Source organism: Acidobacteriota bacterium (assembly GCA_039028635.1).
Classification (GTDB): domain Bacteria; phylum Acidobacteriota; class Thermoanaerobaculia; order Multivoradales; family JBCCEF01; genus JBCCEF01.
Window position 1 is genome coordinate 128,981 of sequence record JBCCHV010000005.1, and the last position, 23,811, is coordinate 152,791.

Consider the following 23,811-nt stretch of genomic DNA (forward strand, 5'->3'; position numbering starts at 1 on the left):
CGCCACTGCCGGAATACTCCTCCCCCAATCAGCCATTTTCCGAGAGCTCCCGATGCCCGGTCGCCGCCCCTTCAACCTCATTCCCCATCTCGCCCTCTGGCTTCTCGGTCTCGGCTTGGTCGGCGGCGCACTGATCAGCGAATGGACCGTCCTCGATGGCGGCCTCGGCTTCCCCCTCGACGACACCTGGATTCACCTCACCTTCGCGCAGAACCTCGCCGCCGGCGAGGGCTTGGCCTACAACCCGGGAGAGCCCGTCTCGGGCTCCACCGCCCCGCTCTGGACGGCCCTCCTGGCGCTCGTCCTGCTGCTGCCGGGCAATCCCGTGATGTGGCTCAAAGGCCTCGGCGTGGTGCTCTACCTCCTCACCCTCAGCGCCACCCACCGCCTCGCCCGCCGCCACGGCGCCAGCGCTGGAGCCGCCTGGCTCGCCGGCGCGCTGGTCGCCGCCACCTCCTGGATGGTGTGGTCGGCGCTCTCCGGCATGGAGATCTGCCTCTTCACCCTGCTGACCGTCTGGGGCATGGACCTGCAGGCGCGCGAACGCGCCGAGCCCGCCAGGCCGCCCCTCGCCCTGCCGGTCCTGGGCCTCGCCACCCTGGCTCGGCCGGAGGGCCTCCTGCTGCTGCTCCTGGCCTTCGCCGACCGCGCCTTCACAACGCCCCGAGGCGGCGCCGGAGCCAGCCTACGGCGGCCGGCCCGAACCCTCTTGCTGCCCACCCTGGCGGCGCTCCTGCCGGTGGTCGTCACGCTACGCCTGCTGGGGGATCGCACCCTTCCCACCACCTTCGGCGCCAAGACCAGCTGGGACGGCTGGCTACCGGACTTCGGCTACCTCCAGACGGTCTTTGGGATCTTCTTCGGCGCCCACCCCCTGATCTCCTGGCTGGCCATCGCCGGCGCCCTGGTCCTACTCCGCCCGCGCCACCCGAACCGCGGCCTGCTGCCCCTGCTGTGGGTCGTCGCCCTGCCCCTCGCCTACTCCTTGCTGAGCTCTCCGGGCCGGCCTCTGGTGGGCAATTTCGGACGCTATTTCTTTCCCCTCTTCCCCCCCTTGATGGTGTTGGCGGTCCGCGCCGCCGAATCCTTCGCGCAGCGCCTCGGACCGCACCTCACGATCGGCCCCTGGCGCCTGCGTTGGCGCGCCCCGCTCCTCGTCTTGTTGCTGACGCCGACGCTGGCGGCCTATATCCAGGGTCTGGGGGTGTTCGCCCAGAACGTCGCCAACATCCGCGACGGCGACCTGCGGGTCGCCGAGTGGGTCGACGCCACGGTCCCCCCGGAAGGCGTCATCGCCCTCCAGGACATCGGCGCCGTCGGCTACTTCACTCCCCACCGGCTGGTCGACCTCGCCGGCATCATCAGCCCGCAGGTGCAGACCGCCGTTCGCGCCTCGCGCCGACCCGAGGACCCGACCGGCCAGGCGGGCATGGAGCGATTCCTGGCCGGCCAGCAGCCCGATCTCCTGATCGTCTTCGACCGCTGGTTCCCGGCCCTGGTGAGCGACCGAACGCGCTTCGAGCCGGTCTTCGTCTTCGAGATCCCCAACAACATCACCATGGGGTCGGACCGCCTGATCGTCTATCGCACCCCCTGGACCGACATCCAGCCGCTACGCCCGCTCGATTCTCATCGTTGAAGCCCCTTCGCAGCACCGCCTCGGCCCGATAGGCTAGAGCTCCGCACCGAGCCCGGCCCCGCGGGAGCGGCCGCGAACGCTGCCGACAGCGGCAAGGAGAACTGACCATGGCCGTCCCCTACTTCGATCTCGCCCGCGCCCGCCAACGGGTTGCCACCGACGTCACCGCCCGCTGGCAGGAGGTGCTGCAATCCGGCGCTTTCGTGCTCGGCCCCGAGGTCCGCCAGTTCGAAGCCGCCTTCGCCGAGTTCGTGGACGCCGCCGACGCCATCGGCGTCGCCAACGGCACCGATGCCCTGGTGGTCGCCCTGCGCGCCCTCGGCCTCGCCCCCGGCGACGAGGTGATCGTGCCCGCCTTCACCTTCTTCGCCACCGCCGAGGCGGTCGTCCTCGCCGGCGGCCAGCCGGTGTTCGCCGATGTCGACGCCGACACCTACAACCTCGACCCCGAAGCCGCCGCTGCCGCCGTCGGCGAGCGCACCGTCGGCATTCTCGGAGTTCATCTCTACGGTCGCCCCTTCGACGTTGCCGGCCTGCGCCGGGTCTGCGGGGAGCACGGCCTGTGGTTGCTCGAGGACGCCGCCCAGGCCCAGGGAGCGAGCCACGACGGCCAGCCCGTCGGCAGCCTCGGCGATCTCGCCTCGTGGAGCTTCTACCCGTCGAAAAACCTCGGCTGCTTCGGCGATGGCGGCGCCATCACCGGGCCGCGCAAGGATCTGCTGGAGAAGGCGCGGCGAATCGCCAACCATGGCCAGCAGGGGCGCTATCACCACCTCGAGATCGGCACCAACAGCCGCCTCGACAGCTTGCAGGCAGCGGTTCTCAACTGCCGGCTGCCGCTGCTCGCCGAGGACAACGCCTCTCGCCGCCGTCTCGCCGAGCGCTACCGGCGTGGTCTCGCCGGAGTCGGCGACCTCGCCTGGCCGCGCGACCCGGACGGCTCCACCGTGGTCTACCACCAGATGGCGGTGCGCAGCGCCCACCGCGACGGCCTTGCCGAGCACCTGCAGAGCCGCGGCATCGGCTCGAGCGTCCACTACCCGTCACCGCTCCATCGGCAGCCCGCCTTCGCCGCTCACCGCCAGGCCGAGGAGTCCTTTCCGGTCGCCGAAGGGGCCGCCCGCGAGTTGCTCTGCTTGCCGATGTTTCCGGAGCTCGAAGGGACCGAGGTCGATGAGGTGGTGGTCGCCATCGGCGACTATTTCGCCTCCCACAGCGCGGCGGGATAACGCACCACCTCCATCAAGGTCGCCACCAGCGAGCCATCGCGGCCGGCTCGATGGGGCGTCTGGAACTCCCACACCACCTGGCCGTTCTCGTCGAGCTCGAAAGCCCGGCCGCGCTCCGATTCGGTCACCAGGAGGTTGCCGTTGGTCAGCCGCTGCACCGAGCCCGCCTCCCGCGAGAAGAATGCGCGCGGTGGATCGCCGCCCCATTGCCAAGGCAGGTCGCCGCTCGCCGGATCGACGGTGAGCAGCCGCGAAGCCCCCTGAAAACCACGGTTGTCGAACACCAGCAGGGTGCCATCGGCCTGCGGTGTCGGCTGGTGCTGCCGGCGCCAGGGCCCGCGCTGCGCCCACAGCACCTCACCGTCGCTGGGATCGAGGATGGCGAGGGTGTCGATCTCGCGCAAGGACACCAGCAGATGGCCGGCGGCGAACAGCGGAGAGGCCGATGCCAGGCGGCCATCGAAGACCTCGATGGTGTTCGAGTGATAGACGTCGCCGGCCTCGCCGCGCGGCTCGAGCACGGCGGCGAAGGGTGAGGCGGCGAGGGCCGCCGGCAGCGACAGGCGCTGAACCTCGCGGCAGTCGCCGGGCGCCAGGGCGACGGCGAAGTCCTCTAGGACCTCGCGGCCCTCGGAGCCAGGGCGAGCCTCCTTGGCGAGGGTCCAGAGGGTGCCGTCGGCGGCGACGAAGAAGTCGTTGTAAAAACTCCCCGGACAGCGGCGCAGGATGGCCGACGAGCGGTCGAGCTCGACCAGGCCACCGGTCTGGTAGAGGGCGATCAGGCGCCCTTCGGGAAGCAGCGCGGCACGCCGAAAAAAGGCCGTTTCGACATTCGGGCTCTGCTCCGGAAAGGCGCGCTCGAAGGGCATCTTCCAGCGCCCCAGGAGCGCGCCGTCCAATGACCTCAAGACCGCTTCCGGCCCGTGTCCCGACACCTCCAGGTTGATCCCCGGGGCAGCCTTCGCGACATCGAGAGCCACCACGCCGGTCTGAGCTCCGTCGCGCGCCCGCTGGGTGCCGGCGGCATAGGGCAAGGACAACATGCGGGCGCGTTCTTCGGCACTCCCTCCGCCGCTCCCGGAGCGCCTCTCGACCGGCAGAGTCCGCCAACGACCGGGCGGCGGAACCTCCAGTCCGGCGGTCACCAGGGACGGCCGCGGCCGCCCGATCCAAAGGGCGACCAGAGCCACAGCCAATGCCACCAGCAGCAGGGCCAAGATTCGCCAACGCCGCATCAGACCTCCGTATACAATAGGCCGGCCTCCTCTCGGAGCGCACTCACACTGGAGAACGAGCGATGACGACCAAAGCCCGCGTCGCGGTCCTCAAGACCCGGCCCGATTCGGTACTCGAAGATGTCGGCCGCACCATGGAGCTGGCCAATGCCCGCCAGCACATGGACCCCTCGGCCACCACCATTTTGAAGGACAACATCTCCTGGCACTTTCCCTACCCCGGAGCCAACACCACCCCGTGGCAGCTCGAGGGCACGATCCAGAAGCTGCGCGCCGACGGCTTCGAGGACCTGGTGTGCGTCCAAAACAACACGGTGGTCACCGACCCGAAGAAGGGCGAGCGCCTCAATCGCTACCTCCCGGTGCTCGACAAGTACGACGTTCCGGTGCGCTACAACTGCTTCCCGGACGACCTCCAGTGGGTACGCTACCAGCCGAAGGGCAAGATGCTGGTGTTGCCCAAGATCTACCCCGATGGCATCACCATCCCGGAGTTCTTCCACGGCAAGAACATCGTTCACCTGCCGACCGTCAAGTGCCACATCTACACCACCACCACCGGCGCCATGAAGAACGCCTTCGGTGGCCTGCTCAACACTCGGCGCCACTACACCCACTCCTGGATTCACGAGACCCTGGTCGACCTGCTGACCATTCAGAAGGAGATCCACAGCGGTCTGTTCGCGGTCAAGGACGGCACCACCTGTGGCAACGGTCCGGGTCCTCGCACCATGATCCCGGAAGAGAAGAACATCCTGCTGGCCTCCGGCGACCAGGTGGCCATCGACGCCGTGGCGGCCAAGATCATGGGTTTCGATCCGCTGTCGATCAAGTACATCCGGCTGGCCCACGACGCCGGCTTGGGTTGCGGTGACCCGCGCGACATCGAGGTCGTCGGCGAGGACATCGGCAACTGGAACTACCGGTTCTCGGTGGGCGACAACTTCGCCAGCCGCTTCGGCGACGTCATCTGGTTCGGCCCCTTGAAGGGTCTCCAGAAGCTGTTCTTCCGCACCCCCCTGCTCTACGCCTTCGTCTTCGGCTCGTTCTTCTACCACGACTACGCCTGGTACCCGACCATCGGCAAGCGCCGCATCGAGGCCTACAAGAAGAACAGCCAGTGGATGCGCCTGTTCGAGCAGTATCCGGAGGCCACCGAAGACCGCTCCGTCGCCTGAGCGGCCTGACGACGACGCCCGACGTGGGGAGCGAGCGCTCCCCGCCGTCCCCCTTTTCCCCTTTCTGAAGTCACCACCATGACCGCGCCCCCGGAATCGCCGCGGCCCCAGCTCGAGCACCTCGGCCGGCGGCTCATGCTGCCGGCAGTGCTCGGCGTCCTCGCCTTGGTCGGCCTCGCCCTGGTGGCCGATGCCCGCGATCTCGCCCGCAGCCTGCGGTCCTTCGACCCCTGGCTGCTGGTGCCGGTGCTGATCCTCTCGCTGGTCAACTACGGGCTGCGCTTCGTGCGCTGGCAGATCTACCTGCGGCGCCTCGAGGTCAGCCTGCCGATGATGCGCAGCCTGGCGATCTTCCTGGTCGGCTTTCTCCTCTCCGTGACCCCCGGCAAGGCCGGCGAGCTGGGCAAGGCCTGGCTGGTGCGCGAGCTCGGCGGCGGCCAGGCCCGCCGGGTGGTGCCAGCGGTGCTGGCCGAGCGCGTGACGGATCTGCTGGGGGTCATCCTGCTGCTCGCCGTCGGCGCGCTGGCCTTTCCGGCGGGCGGCTGGATGGCCGCCGGCGGTGTCGCCGTGGTGATAGCCACGGCCGCCCTGCTGAGCTGGCGCCGAGCGGCCCGCGGCGTGTTCTCCCTCGCCGGCCGCCTGCCCAGAGTCGGCCGCCACGTGCACCACCTCGAGGAGATGTACGAAGGCCTACGCCAGCTCGCCAGCCCCGCCATGATGACCGTCGGCCTGCTGCTCTCGGCGGTCGCCTGGGGCGCCGAAGGGATCGGCTTCCTGATCGTAGCCCGCGGCTACGCCCCCGAGATGGGACTGTTCGCCAGCCTGTTCGATTATGGTGCTTCGACCCTCGCCGGCGCCCTCTCCATGCTGCCCGGCGGCTTGCTGGCCTCCGAAGGAACCCTGGCGGCGCTCCTCGGCAGCCAGGGACTGACCACCGCCGACGCCGCTTCGGCGACGCTCATCATCCGCGTCGCCACCCTCTGGTTCGCCGTCTTCTGGGGCCTGCTGGCGCTCCCCTGGGTGCTGCGTCAGGTGCGCCGCAAGAGCCCGGCCTGACGTCGCCGGCGATCAGGCGGCGCGGCCGCGGCGGCGCACCATCCAGCCACCGAACAGGGCGAGCAGCACCACCAGAGCGATCAGACCGACGCCACTGACAGTGGGAATCTCGAGCACCGAGGGGCCCCGCGCCTCGACCGTCGCCGCCAGGATGGCGTAACCGGCACTGGAGTTCGAGCCGTTGTCGAAGCGCAGCTCCGTCAGGCTACGGCCGGAAATATCGAAGCCGAGATCGGTGAGCAGCTCACCGGCGGTGACCACCGCCTCCGAGACGATCAATGTCGCCCCGGGGTTGCCGGCATCGACACCCTCGGCGCCGGTGTAGTCGACGCCGAGGTTCTGCTGCTGCTCGACCCCCGGCCCCGGCGGGTCGGGAGTGCCGGCGAAGGGCCCGAACCAGTCGGGACCGTTGAGGGTCACGGTGACGGAGGTGGCATCGTCGAACACCAAGGTGAGATCGAAGTCGCCGCCGCCGTTACTGATCTGGTAGAGGACGCCGAGGCGCGACATGGCGTCGAGGGGCAGGTTCGGGACGCTCGTCATGGCGGTCGTCTGATCCGAGTCCGGCAACCACGAAGGCTGGATTCCGATGTTGTCGGCATCGGCCGCCGGATCGAACGCCCAGTTGCCACCGTCGACGGTGTTGCGGTCGCCGAGATGGACGAGATCGAGGACGCCGGCGGCGCCTTCGACGACATAGCTCAGCCCGCTGAAGGGACTGGTGAGATCGCCGAAGGACATCGCTCCGCCGTCCACCACCAGGGCGCGGTCGGAGATCGAGCGGAAGCCATCGGCGGCATCCGGCTGACCGCCTTCGCCGGAGTGGAGCATGCCATTGAAGTTGGCGTCGAGGGTCAGCGGCACCTCCACCGCCCAGACCATCGGCACCGCCGACAAAGCCAACAATGTCACCAAGGCAGAAATCGAAACCAGACGCTTGCGATCGCAAGAAACCATCGGCATCCCCCCCGAGAGCGAGTTTTTTGTGCTTGCTGGAATGATAGCTCAGTCGCCGCCGACGGAACGCCGCCCGACGGAACGCCGCCCGACGGAGCGCCAGCCGAGCGGGGGCCCGGGGTTCGCTGGCACCGCAGAGCTCGCTCCGGATACGATCACCCTTCCGGAAGAGCGACCGAATCGTCCCGCATTCTGCTCGCCAGAACACCGGAAACCGCAGGGGCCCCAAGACTTGGAGAGCAAGCCATGACCGGAAGAGCTGTGCTTCTGCTGCCGATCGCGCTGGCCTTCGCCACCCCGGCGATCGGTCAGTTCGCCCCCAACCAGCCCTACGCCTCCTTCTGGTTTCCGGACGAGCTGCTCACCTGGAGCCCGGATACGGATCCGGATGCACCCTACAACCGCGCCGCCGTGCCGCTGCAGAGCCGCTTCCTCTTCCCGGGAACTCAGGTCAACGGCAACGCCCGCGCCGGCGAAGGCCTGGTGGCGGCGCTGTCGATCATGCACCCTTCGACCAGCTTCAATCCGTCCCAGGGCGCCCCGAGCTTCGACGTCTTCGCCTTCAACTACTGGCAGTACATCGACACCCTGGTGTTCTGGGGCGGCTCCGCCGGTGAAGGCTTGATCCTGGCCCCCAACCCGGGCGTCATCGACGCCGCCCACCGCAATGGCGTCAAGGTGCTCGGCACCATCTTTTTCCCACCCAACGTCTTCGGCGGCCAGATCCAGTGGGTGCAAGACCTGGTGCAGATGCAAGGGGCGACCTACCCGGTGGCCGACAAGCTGATCGAGGTCGCCGAGACCTACGGCTTCGAGGGCTGGTTCATCAACCAGGAGACCAACGGCGGCGACACCGCCCTGGCGACGGCGATTCGCGACTTCGTCCGCTACATCCACGACAACTCGTCCCTCGAGATCATGTGGTACGACTCGATGATCGAGAGCGGTCCGATCGCCTGGCAGAACCAGCTCAACAGCCTCAACGATGCCTTCTTCGAAGAGAACGCCGTCACCGTCGGAGACCAGTTCTTCCTCAACTTTTTCTGGAACAACAACCGCCTGATCAGCTCGGCGGCCAATGCCCAAGCCCTCGGCCGCAGCCCCTACGACCTCTTCGCCGGCGCCGACGTGCAGGCCAACGGCTACAACACCGTGGTCAACTGGGGTGCCCTCTTCCCGGACGGCCAGACGCACCGCACGTCTCTGGGCTTGTTCGCTCCCAACTGGACCTGGACCGACGCCCTCGACAACGACGACTTCTACACCCGCGCCAACCGCTTCTGGGTGGGCGCCAACCGCGATCCTCGCAACACCACCACGCCGGACGACTGGAAGGGCATCGCCCACTACGTGCCGGCCTGGTCGGCGATCGACTCGCTCCCCTTCGTGACCCACTTCAACACCGGCCAGGGCCGCGGCTTCTCGATCGACGGCGAGCAGCTCAGCGACCAGGACTGGCACAACCGCGGCCTGCAGGAGATCCTGCCGACCTGGCGCTGGATCATGCGACCCGCCCCGGACCCGGCGTTCGCGGCGCAAAACCCGCCCACGGAGCCGGCCCTCCGCGGCGGCAATTTGCGGCCCGACCTCGACTGGTCGGAGAGCTACTACGGCGGCACCAGCCTGAAGGTCGCCGGCAATCTCGGCGACCCCCAGGAGCTCCTGCTGTTCAAGACCAAGCTGCCGATCACGACCTCGACCAGCCTGCAGCTCGCCTTCAAGACCGGCTTCGGCGGCCCTTCCCATCTCGAGGTCGGCGTCGCCTTCGAGGACGGCTCCAATCTCACCGCCTTCGACTACCTCGCGGTCGGCAACTCCAATTCCGCCGACTGGAACCTGGTCGACCTCGCCCTGGACGCCTACGACGGCGAGACCCTCGCCGCCATCTCACTGCGCTTCGCCGCCCCTTCGCCGGTCAACGGTTATCAGGTCCACATCGGCCGCATCGCGGTGTCGAACGGTCCGCAGCCGGCGCCGCAGCCGGTGCCCGGCCTCGAAATCGTCGATCAGGTGGAGCCGACCCCGGTCAGCGCCGCCCTGCGCCTGACCTGGATCGATGCCAACGGGGCGGTCCTCTGGTACAACCTCTACCGCCGCAACCCGGACAACAGCCTCACCTACCTCGGCTCGAGCACGACCAACGCCCTCTTCGTCGCCGCCGTACCGCGTATCGGAGACGAGATCACCACCACCCTCGTGCTCGAACCGGTGGGGCCGACCTACGTCGCCTCCGGTTCGATCACCACGACTCTGACCTGGAAGACCTTCTTCCGCGACGGATTCGAGTCCGGCGACACCACCGCCTGGGACGCGACGGTGCAGTAGCCGACTCGGCCAAGGTCAGCTCGAGGGCCATGGTAAAACGGCTGCATCGTGGAGACGAGCGACAGCTTTCGGCTGGGGAGCTGGCAGTACCTGCCGGCGATCGCCACCCTCCGGGGCGACGCCGGTTCGCGCCCCCTGACCCCGCAACAGAACCGCCTCCTGCAGGCCTTCTTGGACGCCCCGGAGCACACCCTCACCAAGGAGGCCTTGCAGGCAAGGGTCTGGGACGGGCGCATCGTTTCGGACGATGCGATCAGCCGCGCGGTCCACGAGCTCCGCCGACAGCTCAAGGCACCGGGCCAAGACACCCGCTACATCGCAACGCTCCATGGCGTCGGGTACCGGCTGGCGGTTCCGGTTGCGATCGACCTCGATCACGGCGACAGGGATCCGGCGCCGAGCGGTGGCCGGGGACGTCGGCGGCTGGCGGCGGCCCTCCTCGCTCTGGTGACCTTGACGGCAGCCGGCCTCTGGCTCGGGCGCGCCCGGAGCCCCTCCGAGAAGCTCACCCCCTGGCCCATCACCCTACAAACGCGAACCCTCGACCTGCTGGCGTCTCGCGACTACCTGGCGACCGCCCCGATCGGCATGCTGCTCTATACCGAGGCCACGGCGTCAGGATCCGCCATCGGCCGCCAGGACTCCCGAGGAGATGTCAGGCTCTTCACCTCCGGTGGCCGCCTGTCGGACGCCGCCGTCTCTCCCGATGGACGCCGGCTGGCCTTCGTCGAACGGACCGCGGCGAGCTGCGCCCTCGTCGCCCTCGATCTCGAGTCCGGCGACGCCGTCGAGCTGGCGAGCTGTGCCCGCCAACCGCAACAACAGGCGCTCGCCTGGCGCGACCCTTCGAACCTCCTGTTCGTCGCCCTCGGTGGCGACGGCCAGCTCGAGGTGATGGAGATCGGCTCGACCACCAAGGCCCGCCTTCGCCTGATCGATGCGGGCGGCTGTCGAGCTCCTCGGCACGTCGCCCTCGCCGGCGCAAGAGATCCCTGGTTGAGCTGCACCGGCGAGTCCGGCGATGGCCTCTTCGTGATCCGCCCGACGCGGCTCGAGAAAGTCCTTTCCTACCGCTCGATCCGCAAGCTCGCGGTCGATGACGACGGCCTGGTCTACCTGACCCACGACCCGGCCTGGAAAGCAGGGCTCACCCGCTTCGATCCACGGCGCGGGACCTTCGCCTTCGCCCGCACCGGCTGGGTCGCCGACCTCGCCATCGCGGGCGAGCGCTTGATCCTGGTGCGCGACCTGACCAATTTCAACCTCTTGACCATCGACCTCACGAGCCTCGAGCCGGGAGCGATCGAGGCCTCCGACGTGCGCAGCGTCGCCTTCGCCGTCGACACCACCGACGCCTCCCTGTGGCGAATCGACGACCGTGCAGGCCGCTTGGCGCTCTATCGGGACGATCGCCGGATCGCCGAGGGTGACCGCCTCGATCTCGACCTCTCGACGGTGACCACCTTGACGGGGTCACGGGACGAGCGTTGGCTCTGGATGACCACCCGCGATCACACCGGCTGGCGCCACCATTGGTTGGGTCTCGACCCCGAGCCCAAGACCCTGCGCCGCTGGCAAGGGGCCGACGACTGGACCAAGCTCGCCGGAGGGGAAATGCACTTTCGGTCGCTGGACGGTAGCTGCCAGGCACTCGACGTCCAAAGCGGCGCCCTGCGGTCGTGCGCCGCGCAGACCTTCGAGTCGGAGGTCTCCGCCGCCAGCCACTGCGCCGGTTCGCCGGTGGCGACGGCAGCCGCCCGAATCGAGCTGCTGGCGCGACCCGACGGAGTCACCTTCCGAGAGGTCGACAACACCACCGGTGAGCCGCAACGGAGCTGGACCGACCCTCGCATCACCACCCGCTGCGGCCTGTCGCAGGTTACCTGGGACGCTCCCCGCAACCGCCTGATCTACCGCACCTCCGAGCGGCCCTACCGCGACATCTCGGTCCTCGATCTCTCCACAGACTGAGCCACCGGCGCGCTCTCCGGCCGTCCGCCTGGACCTCCAGCCTCAACCCAAAGGCCGCTCGGATCCCTCTCCAGGTCCTTCCTCCGAGGGATCTCAGACCGTTCTCAGCTTCTTCCGGCCGATTCTCCGGACCCGCGGGCCGAGCTCCGCCTAGGCTCCCGCTCGCACCCAAGACATTCCGGAGCCCCCATGCGACGACTCTTTCTCAGCCTCACCGCCGCCATCTTCTTGTGCCTCGCCAACCCCGTGGAGGCCACTACCTGGGTCGAGCTCTACTCCACCCTCACGTTCCGTGAGAGTCCTTACTCTCCGCACCAGGGAGTGCACCGCCTGACCGCTGCCCAGGCGGAGACGAGAAACCACTACCGCTTCGAGCTCGACGATCAGGGCCGGGTGCGAAGAATCGCCTTTCAGCTCGGCGACAGGCCAAGAGCACCCAATCACACAGGCAACTACTTCTGGTACGCCAGCAGCGAGGAGCACGAGTATCGAGACCGTCTGGAGTTGGTGACCTATCGCGACCACCATGGGCTGCCCACGGCAGTCCATGGCGAGGTTGCGGTCAGCCGCTATCAGCTCGACGAACAAGGCCGAAGGACGGCCCTCGAGTACCTCGACGTGGACCGCCGCCCGATCGAGAGCCGGTGGGGAATCGCACGCTACGAGTGGCAGCACGGCGACGATGGCTCGGTGACCGAGCGGCGCTTCGACCTCGCCGGCGAGGCGGTCTCCTTGCGTCCCAACTTCCCCTTCGGAGCCATCCGCCTGGCCTACGATGTCCGCGGCTTCACCCGCCTGATGCAACAGGTCGACTCGCAGGGGGTGGTCATCGGCACCGAGACCGGTTTCGCCCAGGACCGATTCACCCTGTCCGCCGCCGGCGAGCTGCTGCGCTACGACGTCCTCGACCTTCGGGGGCGCTCGATCGCGGCCAACATGCAGCGCATCGCCAGCGGACTGCAGACCTTCACCCGCTGGGGCTACGAGAGCGTCGCCACCTACCTCGACGCCGCCGGCGAGCCGACCTACAACGACTACGGCTGGTGGCGCTCAGAGCGACACTACGACGACTTCGGAAACATGACCCGGAGCACTTTCCAAGATCTCGCCGGTCGGCTCAAGAACAATCCCGAGCTGGGGTTCGCGGAGATTCGCATCGGCTGGCATGAAGACGGATTGCGCCGACGCCAGCTGAGCTATTTCGATGAGCAGGGTGTCGCCGTGAACCACCTCCGGCGCGGCTACCACGCGGTGCAGTACGAGTACGACGAACGGCACCGCCTGCGGCAGATCCGCCTGGCCGACGCCGCCGGGCATCTCACCGAGCATGCCCTCCAGGGCTGGGCGGTGAGACGGTTTCAGTACACCGGCTCCAGCCCGCGACCGACCGAAGTCTCCCTGTCCCTCGAAGAGCTGCGGACCGAAGACCTCGACCAAACCCTCGACCAGCTCCGGAGCTCGACCGCCGTTCCCGGCCTGGCCGCCGCGGTGGCCGTTGACGGTGAGCTGCTGTGGAGTGGCGCCACCGGTCTGCGCAATGTCGACCACGCCACGCCGGTCGACGGTCAGACCCTGTTCCGTCTCGCCAGCGTTTCGAAAGCGGTCACCTCGCTGGTGGTCGCCCGAGCCCTGCATGCCGGCAGCCTCGACCTCGAGACCCGCGTCTCGGACCTGCTACCCATGGCACACAAAGCGACTCTCGCTCAGCTCCTCGCCCACACCGGCAGCGTCTCCCACTATCACCCCTCGATTCGGGTCGATCTCGATCACACCTACGCCTCGAGCCGCGCCGCCCTCGCCATCGTCGAGCCCCATCTCCTCGCCGCGGCGCCGGGCCGTGAGTATCTCTACTCGACCTTCGGCTATACCTTGGCGGCGGCGATGATCGAAGCGGCGACGGGCCGCCCCTTCGCGACCCTCGTGCGGGAGCTGGCCGAGGCTGAAGGCCTGGAATCCCTCCAGGCCCTCGGCGCCGAGCCGGGGCCGTCGAACTCGACGCACTTCTACTCCCTAGACGGTCGCTCGGTGCGACCAGCACGCCGACGCAACTTCACCTATAGCCATGGCGGCGCCGGACTCGGCGCCAACGCGACCGACCTCGCTCGCCTCGCCAGTCGATTTGCCGCCGGCAGAGTTCCAACGCCCGAAATCCGCGACCGAATCTTGACCGTCCAGAGACTTGCCTCGGGAGAGCCGGTCCGGGACCGGCGGTATGAGATCGCCCTCGGCTGGCGGCGCCAAACAGGCCCCACGGGCGAGACCTTCTTCCACCACTCCGGGATCACCGATGGCGCCCGCAGCGTGGTCTTGATCCACGTTCCGAGTGCAACCGCCGTCGCCCTGCTCTCGAACTCCTCCTGGGGCGGCGACATGTTCGCCACCGCACGGGCCTTCTTCGCAGGCACCCGAGGTCCGCTCCTCGCCGTTGAAGATCTCGGCCCCGCCACCCTTCACCATGAGGGCGCAGAATCCCGGCTGAAGTCCGCCGGCTGCCTCCTCTCTCGCTGTCGCTGGAATCCGGAGAAGAAGGACGACCTCAGCCGCTGGCTCGCAGAGTCGCAACGGGGCGGAGACTACTTGGTCGAGCTGGGGCCCACCGGAGGCCGGATCTACAGTCCCTGCGGCGTCAGCCCGCTGGAGGCCGATGCCTTGCCTGCAATCCCGACGACGCTCGCCGGAGAGATCGGTCGGCAACGCATCGAGCTGCGCTTCCGACCACCGTCGCCGGGCCTGTGACTCCGCTCAGGCGCCGTACTTGGCCAGGCGGCCGCCATTGGCCAGCATCAGGCCAAGAAGCTGACGGGAGGGGAAGGTGCCGAGGTGACCGCGAGCCGCCTCGAGCTCGTCGAAGGCGCGGCCATCGTCGACGAAACAGCGCTCGGACCAAAGCAGCAGAGGCACCGGATGCCAGCTATGAGCCTTCATCGCTGCCGGCGTCGAGTGATCGCCGGTGATGGCGACCACGTCCGGGGCGAGATCGAGCAGCCGCGGCAGGGCCGCGTCGACCTCTTCGAGGACCTCGACCTTGCCGGCGAGATTGCCGTCCTCGCCCATCATGTCGGTCTGCTTGACGTGCAGGAAGAAGTAATCGAAGTCGTCCCAGCGAGCCGCCACGGCGGAGAGCAAGTCGGCGATTCGCTTGCCGCACTCGACCACCTCCATGCCACAGACCGAGGCCACCCCGCGGTACAGGGGATAGCCGGCGAAGGCTCCCAGGCGGAGGCGGTAGAGATCGGCCATCGAGGGTAGATCGGGCAGCCGCGAAATACCGCGCAACAGCAGGCGATTGGCCCGCGGCTCGTCGGCGATGACGGCGTGGAGCCGATCGAGCAACTCGGCCAACAGGTGGGCAGTGGCCGCGGCCCCTTCGTCGCGAGCTTTCGGCTGCAGGGGCGGCACGCCGAGGCGCTGCGGGTCGGTGTCGGCCACCGCCGCCGAGAGACCATCGGCGCGCAGCCGCAGCACGAAGCGATAGCCCTCGCCGGCCCGCACCAAAACCTCGACCCCGGAAGGGGGGTCGGCCGCCAAGGCGGCGGCCATCTTGGCGCACAGGCGCTCCGACTCGGCCGTCGGAATGCGTCCGGCCCGACGATCGCTGAGATTGCCGGAGGCGTCGGCAGTGGCGAAGTTGCCGCGAATGGCGAGATCTCGGGCGCCGATCTCGATTCCCAAACCGAGGGCCTCGAGCACGCCCCGGCCGATATCCGCCGCCGGATCCGTCGGGTCGAAGCCGAAGAGGGCGAGGTGACCGGGACCACTGCCGGGAGTGACTCCGGGCAGCACCGGGTGGATCCTGCCGAGGGCCGAGCGCGCGGCGAGAGCGTCGAGATGGGGCGTCGCCGCCACCTCGAGGGCCGTTTTGGGCTGGTCGGCGGTGCGCAAGTCACCGACCCCATCGAGCACCAGCAGGATCACCTTGGTGTCGGCTCGGCGAGCCAATCGGGCAAGAAATTCGTGATGTTTCATGGCTCGAAGTTCCTCAGCTCACCGCCACCGTGGTGCGAGTTCCAAAACCGCTCCCCAGCGGCCTCGGTTCAGGCCACCATGTAGGCGCTGGCGCGAATCTGCAGGCGCGCCCGCGGATCGAAGCCGCTGCCGACGACGGCGAAGGCACTATCCGCCCCCAGCACCGGCAACACGATCCAGCCATCGAAGGTCTCGCCTCCGTTGTAAGCCGGCACCACGGGCTCGATCTCGGCGATCTTGGTCCAGTGGGGATCGACCGCGGCGAAGTTCGCCTGCAGCTCGACATAGGCCCGGTCGAGGTCGATCGAGCGGGAACCGGAGGGATGCCAGAGAGAGATCACGAACCGCACCTCGTCGTAGAGCGAGGTGTCGAAGCGCTCTTCGCCATCGAGCACCAGCGGAAAGAAAAACGCCCCCCGCGGATCGGTGGCGTAGATCTCGGGGGTCGAGTCGAAGATCACACTCTTCGGTGGAATTGATTTCTTCATCATGGCTTCGGATGACCGACCGGGAAGCGCTTACCAGCGGCGCTGGACGACGGAGTCTATCACCGCGTCGGAGGAGCCCGAGAAGCGCCGCGACGAGGTCCTGCTTGAGCTTGGGGAGGCGGTGCACTACAATAATTAAGATTATTCTTAAAATATTGACCTCGACCGCCAGGACAGCCCATGACCACACCGCGATCTCCGCTCCCTCCACCGGACTCCTTTCGTAAAGCCCAGCATCGCAAGGCCTACCAGCTCGCCTTCGAGCGCAGCCTCGCAGCCCTGCGCCGACACCGCAGTCGACTGGCGCGCGACAACCGAGCCGCCGAGGAGATCCTGGCGCGCTGGCGGCGTCACCCGGTCGCTGGACGACTGATCTTTCTGCACAACCTGGACGAGCCCGTCACCTGGTCCCTCTGCTCGCTCCTGGTCGAAGACGCCGATGCGCGAGTCTGGCGCGGCGAGACCGACGCCGAGGCCGCCGCTCGCCTGGCCAGCGCGGCCTGTGACCGGCTGGCGAGAGAGAATCCGCCGCCGCTCGACCTCTCCGGTCAGGCCTGGGCTCTGCGCGGCTTCGCCTGCTTGGCGGCGGACCGCGACCGCGCGGCCCGGGTCGCCTGGCGCGCCGGCCGCGACCGGCAGCATCCCGGCCATCAGGAGCCGCACCTGTTGCTGCTGCGTGCCGAGCTCGAGCGCCACGCCGGACGCAAGACCTTCGCCCTCCGCCTGCTGGATCGCGCCAGCTGGTTGTTTCGCGGCGCCGGCAACCGCTTCTATGGCGCCGTTGCACGACTTCATCGCGGCCTGCTGACCCTCGACCGCGGCCGACTTCAGGCCGGAGCCGCTCTGATCTGCTCGGCCCTCGCCGATCTCGACCCGCAACGCGCCCCGCTGCTGATGAGCCGAGCCAACCAGGCCCTGGCCAGCGCTCTCGGTGAAGAGCTCTCGACCCGCGGCCTCGAGCGGCGCTGGCTCGCCCACCGTGGCCTGCGACTGGAAGAGCTGCTCTCGCCCTGACCGGGCCGGTCGGCGCGACCGCCGGTGCACTACTCGTGGGCGTGTTGAGGGTAGAACTCGATCTGGGTGCGAGAACCCAGAATCTGCTTGCTGAGCAGGACGATCTGACCGGTGTGGTAGCTCATGTGCTCGACGGCGTGGAAGGCCGCCCCGAGGGTGTCGGTGTCGTATCCCTGGATGTTGAGAGGAGTGTCGGCGGCCGCTGGATCCAACCTCTCGAGAACCTCCACGGAACGCGCCACCGTCTGCGAGAGACCGGCTTCGAGCTGACTTCGGGAGTGACTGTGGGCCGCCGTGAGCTCGGCGCGGCGGCGGCGCTTGAAGGGAATCCCGCCAATCCCCGAGAGAATCCACGTGCAGAGATTGCCGCGCAGGTGGAGCAGCAGGTTGGCCACCGTGTTGAGGCCGCTCTCGGGATTACGCGGTCCCGGGCACCACCACAGCTCGTCCTCGCTCAGACGACCGCTGCAATACAGGATCTTGGCCTCGTACTCCCGCAGGTAGCGTCCGGCGAGGCGGAAGACGGGCAGCGGCACCCCCTGAGACAAGACTGTCCGCGGCAGATCCGGCGCCGTCACGGGCGAAAATCCAGCAGCTCTCGGCCGAGCTCGGCGAACAGTCGATGGGTGAGCGGTAGGGGCAAGCCCACGACGTTCGAGTAGTTGCCGGTGATCGCCTCCACCAGCAGGGCGCCGAGCCCCTGGATGGCGTAGGAGCCGGCTTTGTCGAGGGGCTCTCCGGTGGCCACGTACCAGGCGATCCGGGCTTCGCTCAGGGCCCTCATCCGCACCCGAGTTCGCTCGACGCCGCCGGCACGGCGACCGTCGCGAGTCACTTCGACGCCGGTGAACACGACGTGCTCGCGATCGGCGATTCGGGCCAAGACCGTGCGGGCCTCGGCCTCGTCGGCGGGCTTGCCGAGAATCTCGCCATCGATCACCACCACCGTATCGGCCGCCAGCACCCACTCGCCGGGACGCGCCGCAGCGGCGGCCTTCTCACGCGCCAGCCGCGCCACGAACACCTCCGGAGTCTCGCCGGCGCGGTGACTCTCGTCGAGATCGACGGGACGAACTTCGAACTCCAGGCCGAGGCTCGCCAGCAATTCCCGCCGCCGCGGCGATGCCGAAGCCAACACCAGATCTTGTTTCAAGAAAAAAGCTTCCTCACGGATAGTAGCCCCGCAGCGTCTTGGCTTCGGCGCCGGGCTGATCGACCTCAACTGAGATGCGACGGAAGCGCTTGTCGTCGCCCTCGGGGGCTTGATAGGTCAGCAGATACTGCGTCCGCAGCTCCTCCTCGATGGCAGCGTAGACCTTGCCCAGACCGGAGGCGCGCTCGACGAAGAAGGAACGGCCACCGGTCTCGTCGGCCAGGCGCTGGAGCTTGGAACGAATCTGCACGTTGCCGCTCGGCAGCCCCAGACCGATGGTGTAGATCGACACGCCGGAGCGGCGAGCATAATCGAGAGCGTCGTCGAAGCGGTACTCGCTGGCCTGATCGTCGCCATCGGACAGCAGGATGATGGCCCGCTTTCCCTGGATTCCGCTGAAGTAGTAGAGGGCGTAGATCAGGCTGTCGTAGAGCGCCGTGCCGCCCTCGGCCACGATGCCCGCCACTCCGCCGGCGAGCACCTCCGGGTTGTTGGTGAAGCGCACCACCAGCTCCGAAACGTGGTTGAAGGTCATCACCGCGGCGCGATCCTTCGGCGTCAGGACGGTCTCGAAGAACTTGAGGGCCGCTTTGGTGGCCTCGTCGAGCTCCTCCACCATCGAGCTCGAGTTGTCGAGCAGAATGCCGGCGTAGATCGGTAGATCGACCACTCGCTCGAAGCGCCGAACCGGCTGCTCGTCCCCCTCTTCGAAGACCTTGAAGTTGTCCTTGGTCAAGCCTCCGACGGGCCTACCGCGACGATCGAGGACGGTGGTGAAGAGCTCGACATAGCGCACCTCGATCTCGTCGAGGTGCTCGGGGGCGTTGACGAAAATCAGGTCCTCCGCCGAGTTGCCGTCGCTGAGATAGGCCACCGCCCGAACGTAAGCCACCTCGCTCTTCGGCGGCAGCAGGATGGGGTGGGCGAAGGGTGGCTGGAACAGAGTCGCCACCGGGGTGTCGTTGAGGAACAGCTCGACCCGGTCGAGACGATCGCCTTCGGGGATCTCGACCTCCGCCAAGGCCCGCAGGCTCGATTCGTAGGTCTTGCCTCGCTGTGGCTCGATCAGGCGGATGGCGAAGCGGTGGGGCCCGGCATTGATCTCGATCTCGTCACGCGCCAGCTCGCGCCCCTCGGCATCGAGGGCGATGGCCGCCACCCGGTGAATACGAGGCCCCTCCCCGAGATTGATCTCGACGCTGTAGGGCGGCCGACTCTTGGTCATCACTGGTCGATCGTTGAGGGCGAAGCGCACCCGCGCAATGCCTTCGCCGGCGGTGATCGCTTCGACCCGGGTGTTGCCGACCTGCAATCCGATGGGCGGCGGCAGCAAACGCACCGACCAGTCGCCATCGCTCAGGGAGGCATTGGCTTCGGCCGCGCGGTCAGGGATCGCCGACGCGACATCGACCGGCGCCGGTCGTGTCTCGGCTCGCGCCGCCGAGGCGACAAAGGGCACCTCGAGACTCTGGCGATGGCGGAAGAAGCGCCCCGAGCCGAGATCCTGGGCCCGCACCACGAGCTCGTAGACGCCGGGCCTCAGATAGCGCTGAAAGAGCAGCGGAATCTCACCGGCGACGTCCTGCTGCGGAAAATGAAACTTGTACCGGAAGCGCTCGAAGAGGGCGTCCTTGCGCAGGATCTCACCGTCGACCACCAGATCGTAGGAGGGATAGCGAGCGGTGTCCGAAGGACCGATGTTGTCCGGCGGCACGACGATCACCCCCTGCAACACGGTGCGACTCTGGTAGCGACCGGGAAACTGCACCGAAAACTCGGCTTCGAAGGCCTCGCCTTCGCTCGGGATGTCCGTCGAGCGGCTGAGGACTGTCTGGACCCACTCGAAGCCGGGGTCCGGAAAGAGCTGGCCGCTCGACCGCAAGCGCTCGTAGTCGGCGGCGCCGGCCAGGGCCGTCGCCACTTCGGGCCCGCGAAAGCACTGGTCCGCCACCTGCCGCAGCAAGCCGCCATCGGCGAGAGCCGAACCGGTCAGGCCGACGGCGATCTCGCGCAGTCCCCCCGAGGGCGACCACAGGATGTAGCGGCTACCGCGCTGCTGAAAGACCAGCCAGAAATCCCCGCGAAGGCGACCGGAGCCGCGGTAGTACCAGATCTCGAGCGGCTCCAGGATGCCGGAGCAGCGCCCCGGGATCACCGACAGGGGTGGACCGAAGACGGCATACATCCGAGCCCGCTCGTCGCCCTCGCCGTCGTACTTCTGGCGCGCTTCCTCGAGGCGCCCCTCCCAGCGTTCCCGCAGCTCGTTGCGCGAGGTCTCCGGGAAGGGATCCCGCACCCGCCAGAACTCGTTGATGAAGGCTTCGCGCCGATAGTCCTCGGTGAGCGCGAGAAAGACCTCCCGTTCGCGCGGCGAAATCAGCGGCTGGACATCGTCCAGCCAGCGCTGGTAGCTGTCACCGGCGGGGGAAACCGCCGGCGGATCCTGCTCCTCGGCCCAGAGCGGGACCGCCGCCGCCAGCAGCGCGACGGCGAGAGTCCAGCGCATCCATCGGAAGCTCGCTCGCACCCTGCGATGGTACAACGAGGTCGTCGGGGCTCGGGGCACCTCGGCGGCCGCCACCAAGGGAGCGCCGACCGCCGGTCAAGGCGTCAGCACGGCCCGGGTGGCGAGATAGTTGGCGATATAGCGCGACAGGGCCTCGTCCGGGTCGCGGTCTTCATAGAGGTCCGTCAGCTGGAAGCCGGCGGCGAGCTGGCCCCCGATCTGGTCGTCCAGGGTGTGGCCGTAGACCAGCGGATCGCGACGCTCAGCGAGCACCTCCGCCGGCAGGGCCTCGGAGTCCGCGTAGGGCAGGCCATGGCGCACCACCAAGGACTCGTCGCCTTCCTCGAAGAGAAAGAGGGTCGGGTTGGCGAAGCCGGTCATCAAGACACCCCCGCCACGCAGCACCCGCGCACACTCGCGCCAAACGCCGCGCACCTCGGGAACGAAGCAGTTCGACACCGGATTGAAGATCCAGTCGAAGGAGTCGTCGTCGAAGCAGTTCAAATCGCCCATGTCGCCCTCTTCGACGGTCAGCTCGAGTCCGTCGCGCTCGGCCACCTGGCGATCCCTCTCGAGCTGCTGCGGCGACAGGTCGAAGACCGTCACCCGAGCTCCGGCAGCGGCCAGGATGGGCCCCTGCTGACCGCCGCCACCGCCCAAGCAGAGACCGTCCGAGCCCGCCAGGGGCGGAAACCAGTGACGCGGCACCGGCAGCTGATTGGTGAGCACAACTCTCCAGTCACCCCGCCTCGCCGCCGCCACCTGCTGCGACGTCACCGGGCGGGTCCAGGGATTACCGCGCTCGACCTCGCGGTCCCAGGCGGCACGATTGTGGTCTTGGTAGTCGCTCATGGCGGGAACACTCTAACCCGCCCTTCTCACGAGGTTTCCTCGCGAGAGGCCGTAGGTTCTTGAAGATGAAGGCATCCGTCGCTGCCACGACGCCGCCGTACTTGACGTACTGCGAGGAGAGCAGGCGACGGAGAACGCAGCAGATTCGGGGACATACGGACGCGCAGCGGAAACCTCGAGAGAAGGGCGAGCTACCCCGCCGCGAAGGCCTCGGCCGGGGCCTGCGACGGTTCGCCGATACGTACAGTGGGATATAGTCCTGCGCGTTGAACTGACAGCGGCGCAGGCGGGGTCCGTCCAAAACCAGCGCCGACCCATAGGAGCTCGACTATGTCTCGCAGGATTTTGCTGTTTATTGCCGTCATCGCTCTGCTGGCCGGCACCGCTCAGGCTCAGACTCTCCTCATCGCGGACCAAGACAACACCTTGTTCGAAGTGCCCGCCGACGACGGCAGCGCCGGTAGCTCGGACGTCAGCAACGGCGCCGGACCACATCTGTTCACCGGCAACGCCACCGCGCTGCGCCGCGCCTTGGTGCGCTTCGACACCAGCGCCATCGCTCCCGGCACTCCGGTGCTCAACGCCACCCTCTTGCTCACCATGGACCGCAGCATCGTCGGCGACACCGACGTCGCCGTCCACCGCGTCACCGCGGCCTGGGGCGAGGGCGCTTCCGACTCCTCCGTCGACGGCGGCGGCGGCGGCGGCGGTGGCACCGGCGCCCCGGCCCAGACCGGCGACGCCACCTGGCGCCACACCTTCTTCGACAGCGACTTCTGGACCACCGAGGGCGGTGACTTCGTGGCCGCGCCGAGCGCCATCCAGACGATCGGCGGCGTCGGCAACTACCAGTGGGAGACCGCGGGCCTCGCTGCCGACGTGCAGGCCTGGATCGACGATCCGTCGAGCAACCACGGATGGATCCTGGTCGGCGACGAGAGCGACATCGACACCTTCTCCGCCAAGCGCTGGATCAGCCGCGAAGGCACCCTGGAAACGGCCTTGGGCGCCCCGGACCAGCCGACGCTGGTGCTGAGCCTGGGAACCCCGGCGGCGGAGATTCCCACCATGTCGCAGTGGGGCCTGCTGGCGATGGGGCTGCTGCTCGCCGGCTTCGCTTTCTACCGCCTGCGGCGTCTCGACGCCTGACCGAAGGCGAAAGATGGAGGACCAGAAGGGGCGGCTTCGGCGGCCCCTTTGCTTTATGCGCAGAACCCTTCAAGGCGTCGCCCTCGTTCTCGGGCTGATGATGACGACCAGCCCTGGCAGCGCCGAAACGGTGCGCCTCCTGCCGGATCGCGACACCACCCTGTTCGAAGACAACCGCCAGAGCGAGCCCGCCCTCGGTGAGCTCTCGAGCGGCGCTGGCCAGTGGCTGTTCACCGGCCTCGGACCCAAGAATCGCCGCGCCCTGCTGCGCTTCGACCTGGGCGCCTTGCCGGCAAGCGCCGAAATCGTCTCTGCCAAGCTCGAGATGACCGTCGACCGTACTCGTTGCGGTCCGTCGCCGGTGCGCCTTCATCGCCTGCTCGCCGACTGGGGAGAGGCAGGCTCGAGCACCGACCACCTGGGCGGCGGCGGTGGCGGTGCTCAGGCCCGTCCGGACGACGCCACCTGGCTACACCGCTTCTACGACCAGCAGCTCTGGCAGGAAGCCGGCGGCGACTACGTCGCCGAAGCCAGCGCCGAAATCGCCGTCGATCAGGAAGGCACTTACGAATGGATGGGGCTGGCGCCGGACGTTCAGCGCTGGCTCGCCGAACCGGCCACCAACTTCGGCTGGATCGCCATCGGAGAAGAGACCGAAGCCCCCACCACCAAGCGCTACTTCAGCCGCGAAGGCACCACCGGCCCGCAACTCGAAATCACCTTCCGGCTGCCCTAACAGCGCTGCCGGTCGAGGATCGCGGAGTTTCGGTCCACGAGGGGCTCCGAGCACAGCGGGCTGGGCGCCCCCGACGAGGCGCCGCCCAGCGGGAGCCGAGGTCGGGGGTTAAGACCGCACGACATGTGCGTGCTGGCGGGCCGCGCAGGCCCGAGGGAGGCGCCTCTAGCCCCCCTGGAAAACAGCAGGAAAAGTCGAGGATCGCGAAATTTTCGGCCCACGAGGGGCGCCGAGGTCGGGGGTGAACAAGCATTGCCTTTAGTCCCGATGGCAAATACATTGTCTCTGCCAGTGCGGTCAAAACGATATGTCTGTGGGAACTTCCTGAATTTAAGGTAGCGTGGGTGGCCTTTGGTC

Annotated in this window: 18 protein-coding genes; 10 read left to right on the top strand and 8 right to left on the bottom strand. The window is 68.0% G+C overall.

What is annotated here, in order from left to right:
- The first annotated feature begins 52 nt into the window (after positions 1-52).
- Together AAF604_03850 and AAF604_03855 are read left to right on the top strand one after the other, a co-directional pair.
- The gene (locus tag AAF604_03850) at positions 53-1,639 is read left to right on the top strand and encodes a hypothetical protein (GenBank protein MEM7048763.1); all 1,587 of its coding nucleotides are present in this window, start codon (positions 53-55) and stop codon (positions 1,637-1,639) included.
- A 107-nt stretch (positions 1,640-1,746) separates the two neighbouring features.
- Positions 1,747-2,868, top strand: a complete 1,122-nt coding sequence (locus tag AAF604_03855) for a DegT/DnrJ/EryC1/StrS family aminotransferase (GenBank protein ID MEM7048764.1) — start codon at positions 1,747-1,749, stop codon at positions 2,866-2,868.
- On the opposite strand, the gene AAF604_03860 is transcribed toward AAF604_03855, so the two are convergent.
- The gene (locus AAF604_03860; protein MEM7048765.1) at positions 2,838-4,103 is read right to left on the bottom strand and encodes an arylsulfotransferase family protein; all 1,266 of its coding nucleotides are present in this window, start codon (positions 4,101-4,103) and stop codon (positions 2,838-2,840) included. The genes AAF604_03855 and AAF604_03860 overlap by 31 nt on opposite strands.
- Before the next feature lie 62 nt (positions 4,104-4,165).
- Here AAF604_03860 and AAF604_03865 point away from each other — a divergent pair, with 62 nt between their 5' ends.
- Together AAF604_03865 and AAF604_03870 are read left to right on the top strand one after the other, a co-directional pair.
- Entirely contained in the window at positions 4,166-5,281 is a 1,116-nt protein-coding gene (locus AAF604_03865) for a DUF362 domain-containing protein (protein MEM7048766.1), read from the top strand.
- A 78-nt stretch (positions 5,282-5,359) separates the two neighbouring features.
- Positions 5,360-6,337 (top strand): lysylphosphatidylglycerol synthase transmembrane domain-containing protein, encoded by a 978-nt coding sequence (locus tag AAF604_03870; protein MEM7048767.1) that lies wholly within the window; start codon positions 5,360-5,362, stop codon positions 6,335-6,337.
- Between the two features lie 12 nt (positions 6,338-6,349).
- Here AAF604_03870 and AAF604_03875 read toward each other — a convergent pair whose 3' ends face one another.
- Positions 6,350-7,294: an IPTL-CTERM sorting domain-containing protein gene (locus AAF604_03875; GenBank protein MEM7048768.1), complete on the bottom strand. Its 945-nt coding sequence runs from the start codon at positions 7,292-7,294 to the stop codon at positions 6,350-6,352.
- 246 nt (positions 7,295-7,540) lie between these two features.
- Between AAF604_03875 and AAF604_03880 the strand changes: the two genes are divergently transcribed.
- From AAF604_03880 to AAF604_03890, 3 genes are all read left to right on the top strand, one after another.
- A complete protein-coding gene (locus tag AAF604_03880; GenBank protein MEM7048769.1) occupies positions 7,541-9,619 on the top strand; it encodes a glycoside hydrolase in 2,079 nt (692 codons plus the stop codon).
- 48 nt (positions 9,620-9,667) lie between these two features.
- Complete coding sequence (locus AAF604_03885; GenBank protein MEM7048770.1) at positions 9,668-11,590, top strand: winged helix-turn-helix domain-containing protein; 1,923 nt, start codon at positions 9,668-9,670, stop codon at positions 11,588-11,590.
- A 189-nt stretch (positions 11,591-11,779) separates the two neighbouring features.
- Positions 11,780-14,326, top strand: a complete 2,547-nt coding sequence (locus AAF604_03890; GenBank protein MEM7048771.1) for a serine hydrolase domain-containing protein — start codon at positions 11,780-11,782, stop codon at positions 14,324-14,326.
- 6 nt (positions 14,327-14,332) lie between these two features.
- On the opposite strand, the gene AAF604_03895 is transcribed toward AAF604_03890, so the two are convergent.
- Together AAF604_03895 and AAF604_03900 are read right to left on the bottom strand one after the other, a co-directional pair.
- A complete protein-coding gene (locus AAF604_03895; GenBank protein ID MEM7048772.1) occupies positions 14,333-15,556 on the bottom strand; it encodes a 2,3-bisphosphoglycerate-independent phosphoglycerate mutase in 1,224 nt (407 codons plus the stop codon).
- 68 nt (positions 15,557-15,624) lie between these two features.
- On the bottom strand, positions 15,625-16,047 hold the full coding sequence (locus AAF604_03900) for a hypothetical protein (GenBank protein MEM7048773.1): 423 nt from the start codon (positions 16,045-16,047) through the stop codon (positions 15,625-15,627).
- A 177-nt stretch (positions 16,048-16,224) separates the two neighbouring features.
- Between AAF604_03900 and AAF604_03905 the strand changes: the two genes are divergently transcribed.
- Positions 16,225-17,058, top strand: coding sequence for a hypothetical protein (locus AAF604_03905; GenBank protein MEM7048774.1), 834 nt, complete (start codon positions 16,225-16,227; stop codon positions 17,056-17,058).
- A gap of 29 nt (positions 17,059-17,087) precedes the next feature.
- Here the strand turns inward: AAF604_03905 and AAF604_03910 are convergent, their stop codons facing one another.
- From AAF604_03910 to AAF604_03925, 4 genes are all read right to left on the bottom strand, one after another.
- Positions 17,088-17,636, bottom strand: coding sequence for a DUF1572 family protein (locus tag AAF604_03910; GenBank protein ID MEM7048775.1), 549 nt, complete (start codon positions 17,634-17,636; stop codon positions 17,088-17,090).
- Positions 17,633-18,211 carry a Maf family protein gene (locus tag AAF604_03915; GenBank protein ID MEM7048776.1) on the bottom strand — a complete coding sequence of 193 codons (579 nt, stop codon included), beginning with the start codon at positions 18,209-18,211 and terminating at the stop codon, positions 17,633-17,635. The genes AAF604_03910 and AAF604_03915 overlap by 4 nt, the downstream gene beginning before the upstream one ends.
- Positions 18,212-18,224: 13 nt before the next feature.
- Positions 18,225-20,717, bottom strand: coding sequence for a VWA domain-containing protein (locus tag AAF604_03920; GenBank protein MEM7048777.1), 2,493 nt, complete (start codon positions 20,715-20,717; stop codon positions 18,225-18,227).
- A gap of 96 nt (positions 20,718-20,813) precedes the next feature.
- The gene (locus AAF604_03925) at positions 20,814-21,569 is read right to left on the bottom strand and encodes a class I SAM-dependent methyltransferase (GenBank protein ID MEM7048778.1); all 756 of its coding nucleotides are present in this window, start codon (positions 21,567-21,569) and stop codon (positions 20,814-20,816) included.
- 330 nt (positions 21,570-21,899) lie between these two features.
- On the opposite strand from AAF604_03925, the gene AAF604_03930 reads away from it, so the two are divergent.
- Positions 21,900-22,718 (top strand): IPTL-CTERM sorting domain-containing protein, encoded by an 819-nt coding sequence (locus AAF604_03930; protein ID MEM7048779.1) that lies wholly within the window; start codon positions 21,900-21,902, stop codon positions 22,716-22,718.
- 55 nt (positions 22,719-22,773) lie between these two features.
- The gene (locus tag AAF604_03935) at positions 22,774-23,454 is read left to right on the top strand and encodes a DNRLRE domain-containing protein (GenBank protein MEM7048780.1); all 681 of its coding nucleotides are present in this window, start codon (positions 22,774-22,776) and stop codon (positions 23,452-23,454) included.
- Positions 23,455-23,811 lie beyond the last annotated feature (357 nt).

What these genes read in the sequence shown, in the direction of transcription:
- AAF604_03925 (MEM7048778.1), bottom strand. Translation starts at nt 21,569, where the DNA reads ATGAGCGACTACCAAGACCACAATCGTGCCGCCTGGGACCGCGAGGTC.
- AAF604_03935 (MEM7048780.1), top strand. Translation starts at nt 22,774, where the DNA reads ATGCGCAGAACCCTTCAAGGCGTCGCCCTCGTTCTCGGGCTGATGATG.
- AAF604_03870 (MEM7048767.1), top strand. Translation starts at nt 5,360, where the DNA reads ATGACCGCGCCCCCGGAATCGCCGCGGCCCCAGCTCGAGCACCTCGGC.
- AAF604_03905 (MEM7048774.1), top strand. Translation starts at nt 16,225, where the DNA reads ATGACCACACCGCGATCTCCGCTCCCTCCACCGGACTCCTTTCGTAAA.
- AAF604_03850 (MEM7048763.1), top strand. Translation starts at nt 53, where the DNA reads ATGCCCGGTCGCCGCCCCTTCAACCTCATTCCCCATCTCGCCCTCTGG.
- AAF604_03875 (MEM7048768.1), bottom strand. Translation starts at nt 7,294, where the DNA reads ATGGTTTCTTGCGATCGCAAGCGTCTGGTTTCGATTTCTGCCTTGGTG.
- AAF604_03900 (MEM7048773.1), bottom strand. Translation starts at nt 16,047, where the DNA reads ATGATGAAGAAATCAATTCCACCGAAGAGTGTGATCTTCGACTCGACC.
- AAF604_03860 (MEM7048765.1), bottom strand. Translation starts at nt 4,103, where the DNA reads ATGCGGCGTTGGCGAATCTTGGCCCTGCTGCTGGTGGCATTGGCTGTG.
- AAF604_03920 (MEM7048777.1), bottom strand. Translation starts at nt 20,717, where the DNA reads ATGCGCTGGACTCTCGCCGTCGCGCTGCTGGCGGCGGCGGTCCCGCTC.
- AAF604_03930 (MEM7048779.1), top strand. Translation starts at nt 21,900, where the DNA reads ATGTCTCGCAGGATTTTGCTGTTTATTGCCGTCATCGCTCTGCTGGCC.
- AAF604_03895 (MEM7048772.1), bottom strand. Translation starts at nt 15,556, where the DNA reads ATGAAACATCACGAATTTCTTGCCCGATTGGCTCGCCGAGCCGACACC.
- AAF604_03855 (MEM7048764.1), top strand. Translation starts at nt 1,747, where the DNA reads ATGGCCGTCCCCTACTTCGATCTCGCCCGCGCCCGCCAACGGGTTGCC.
- AAF604_03865 (MEM7048766.1), top strand. Translation starts at nt 4,166, where the DNA reads ATGACGACCAAAGCCCGCGTCGCGGTCCTCAAGACCCGGCCCGATTCG.
- AAF604_03880 (MEM7048769.1), top strand. Translation starts at nt 7,541, where the DNA reads ATGACCGGAAGAGCTGTGCTTCTGCTGCCGATCGCGCTGGCCTTCGCC.
- AAF604_03890 (MEM7048771.1), top strand. Translation starts at nt 11,780, where the DNA reads ATGCGACGACTCTTTCTCAGCCTCACCGCCGCCATCTTCTTGTGCCTC.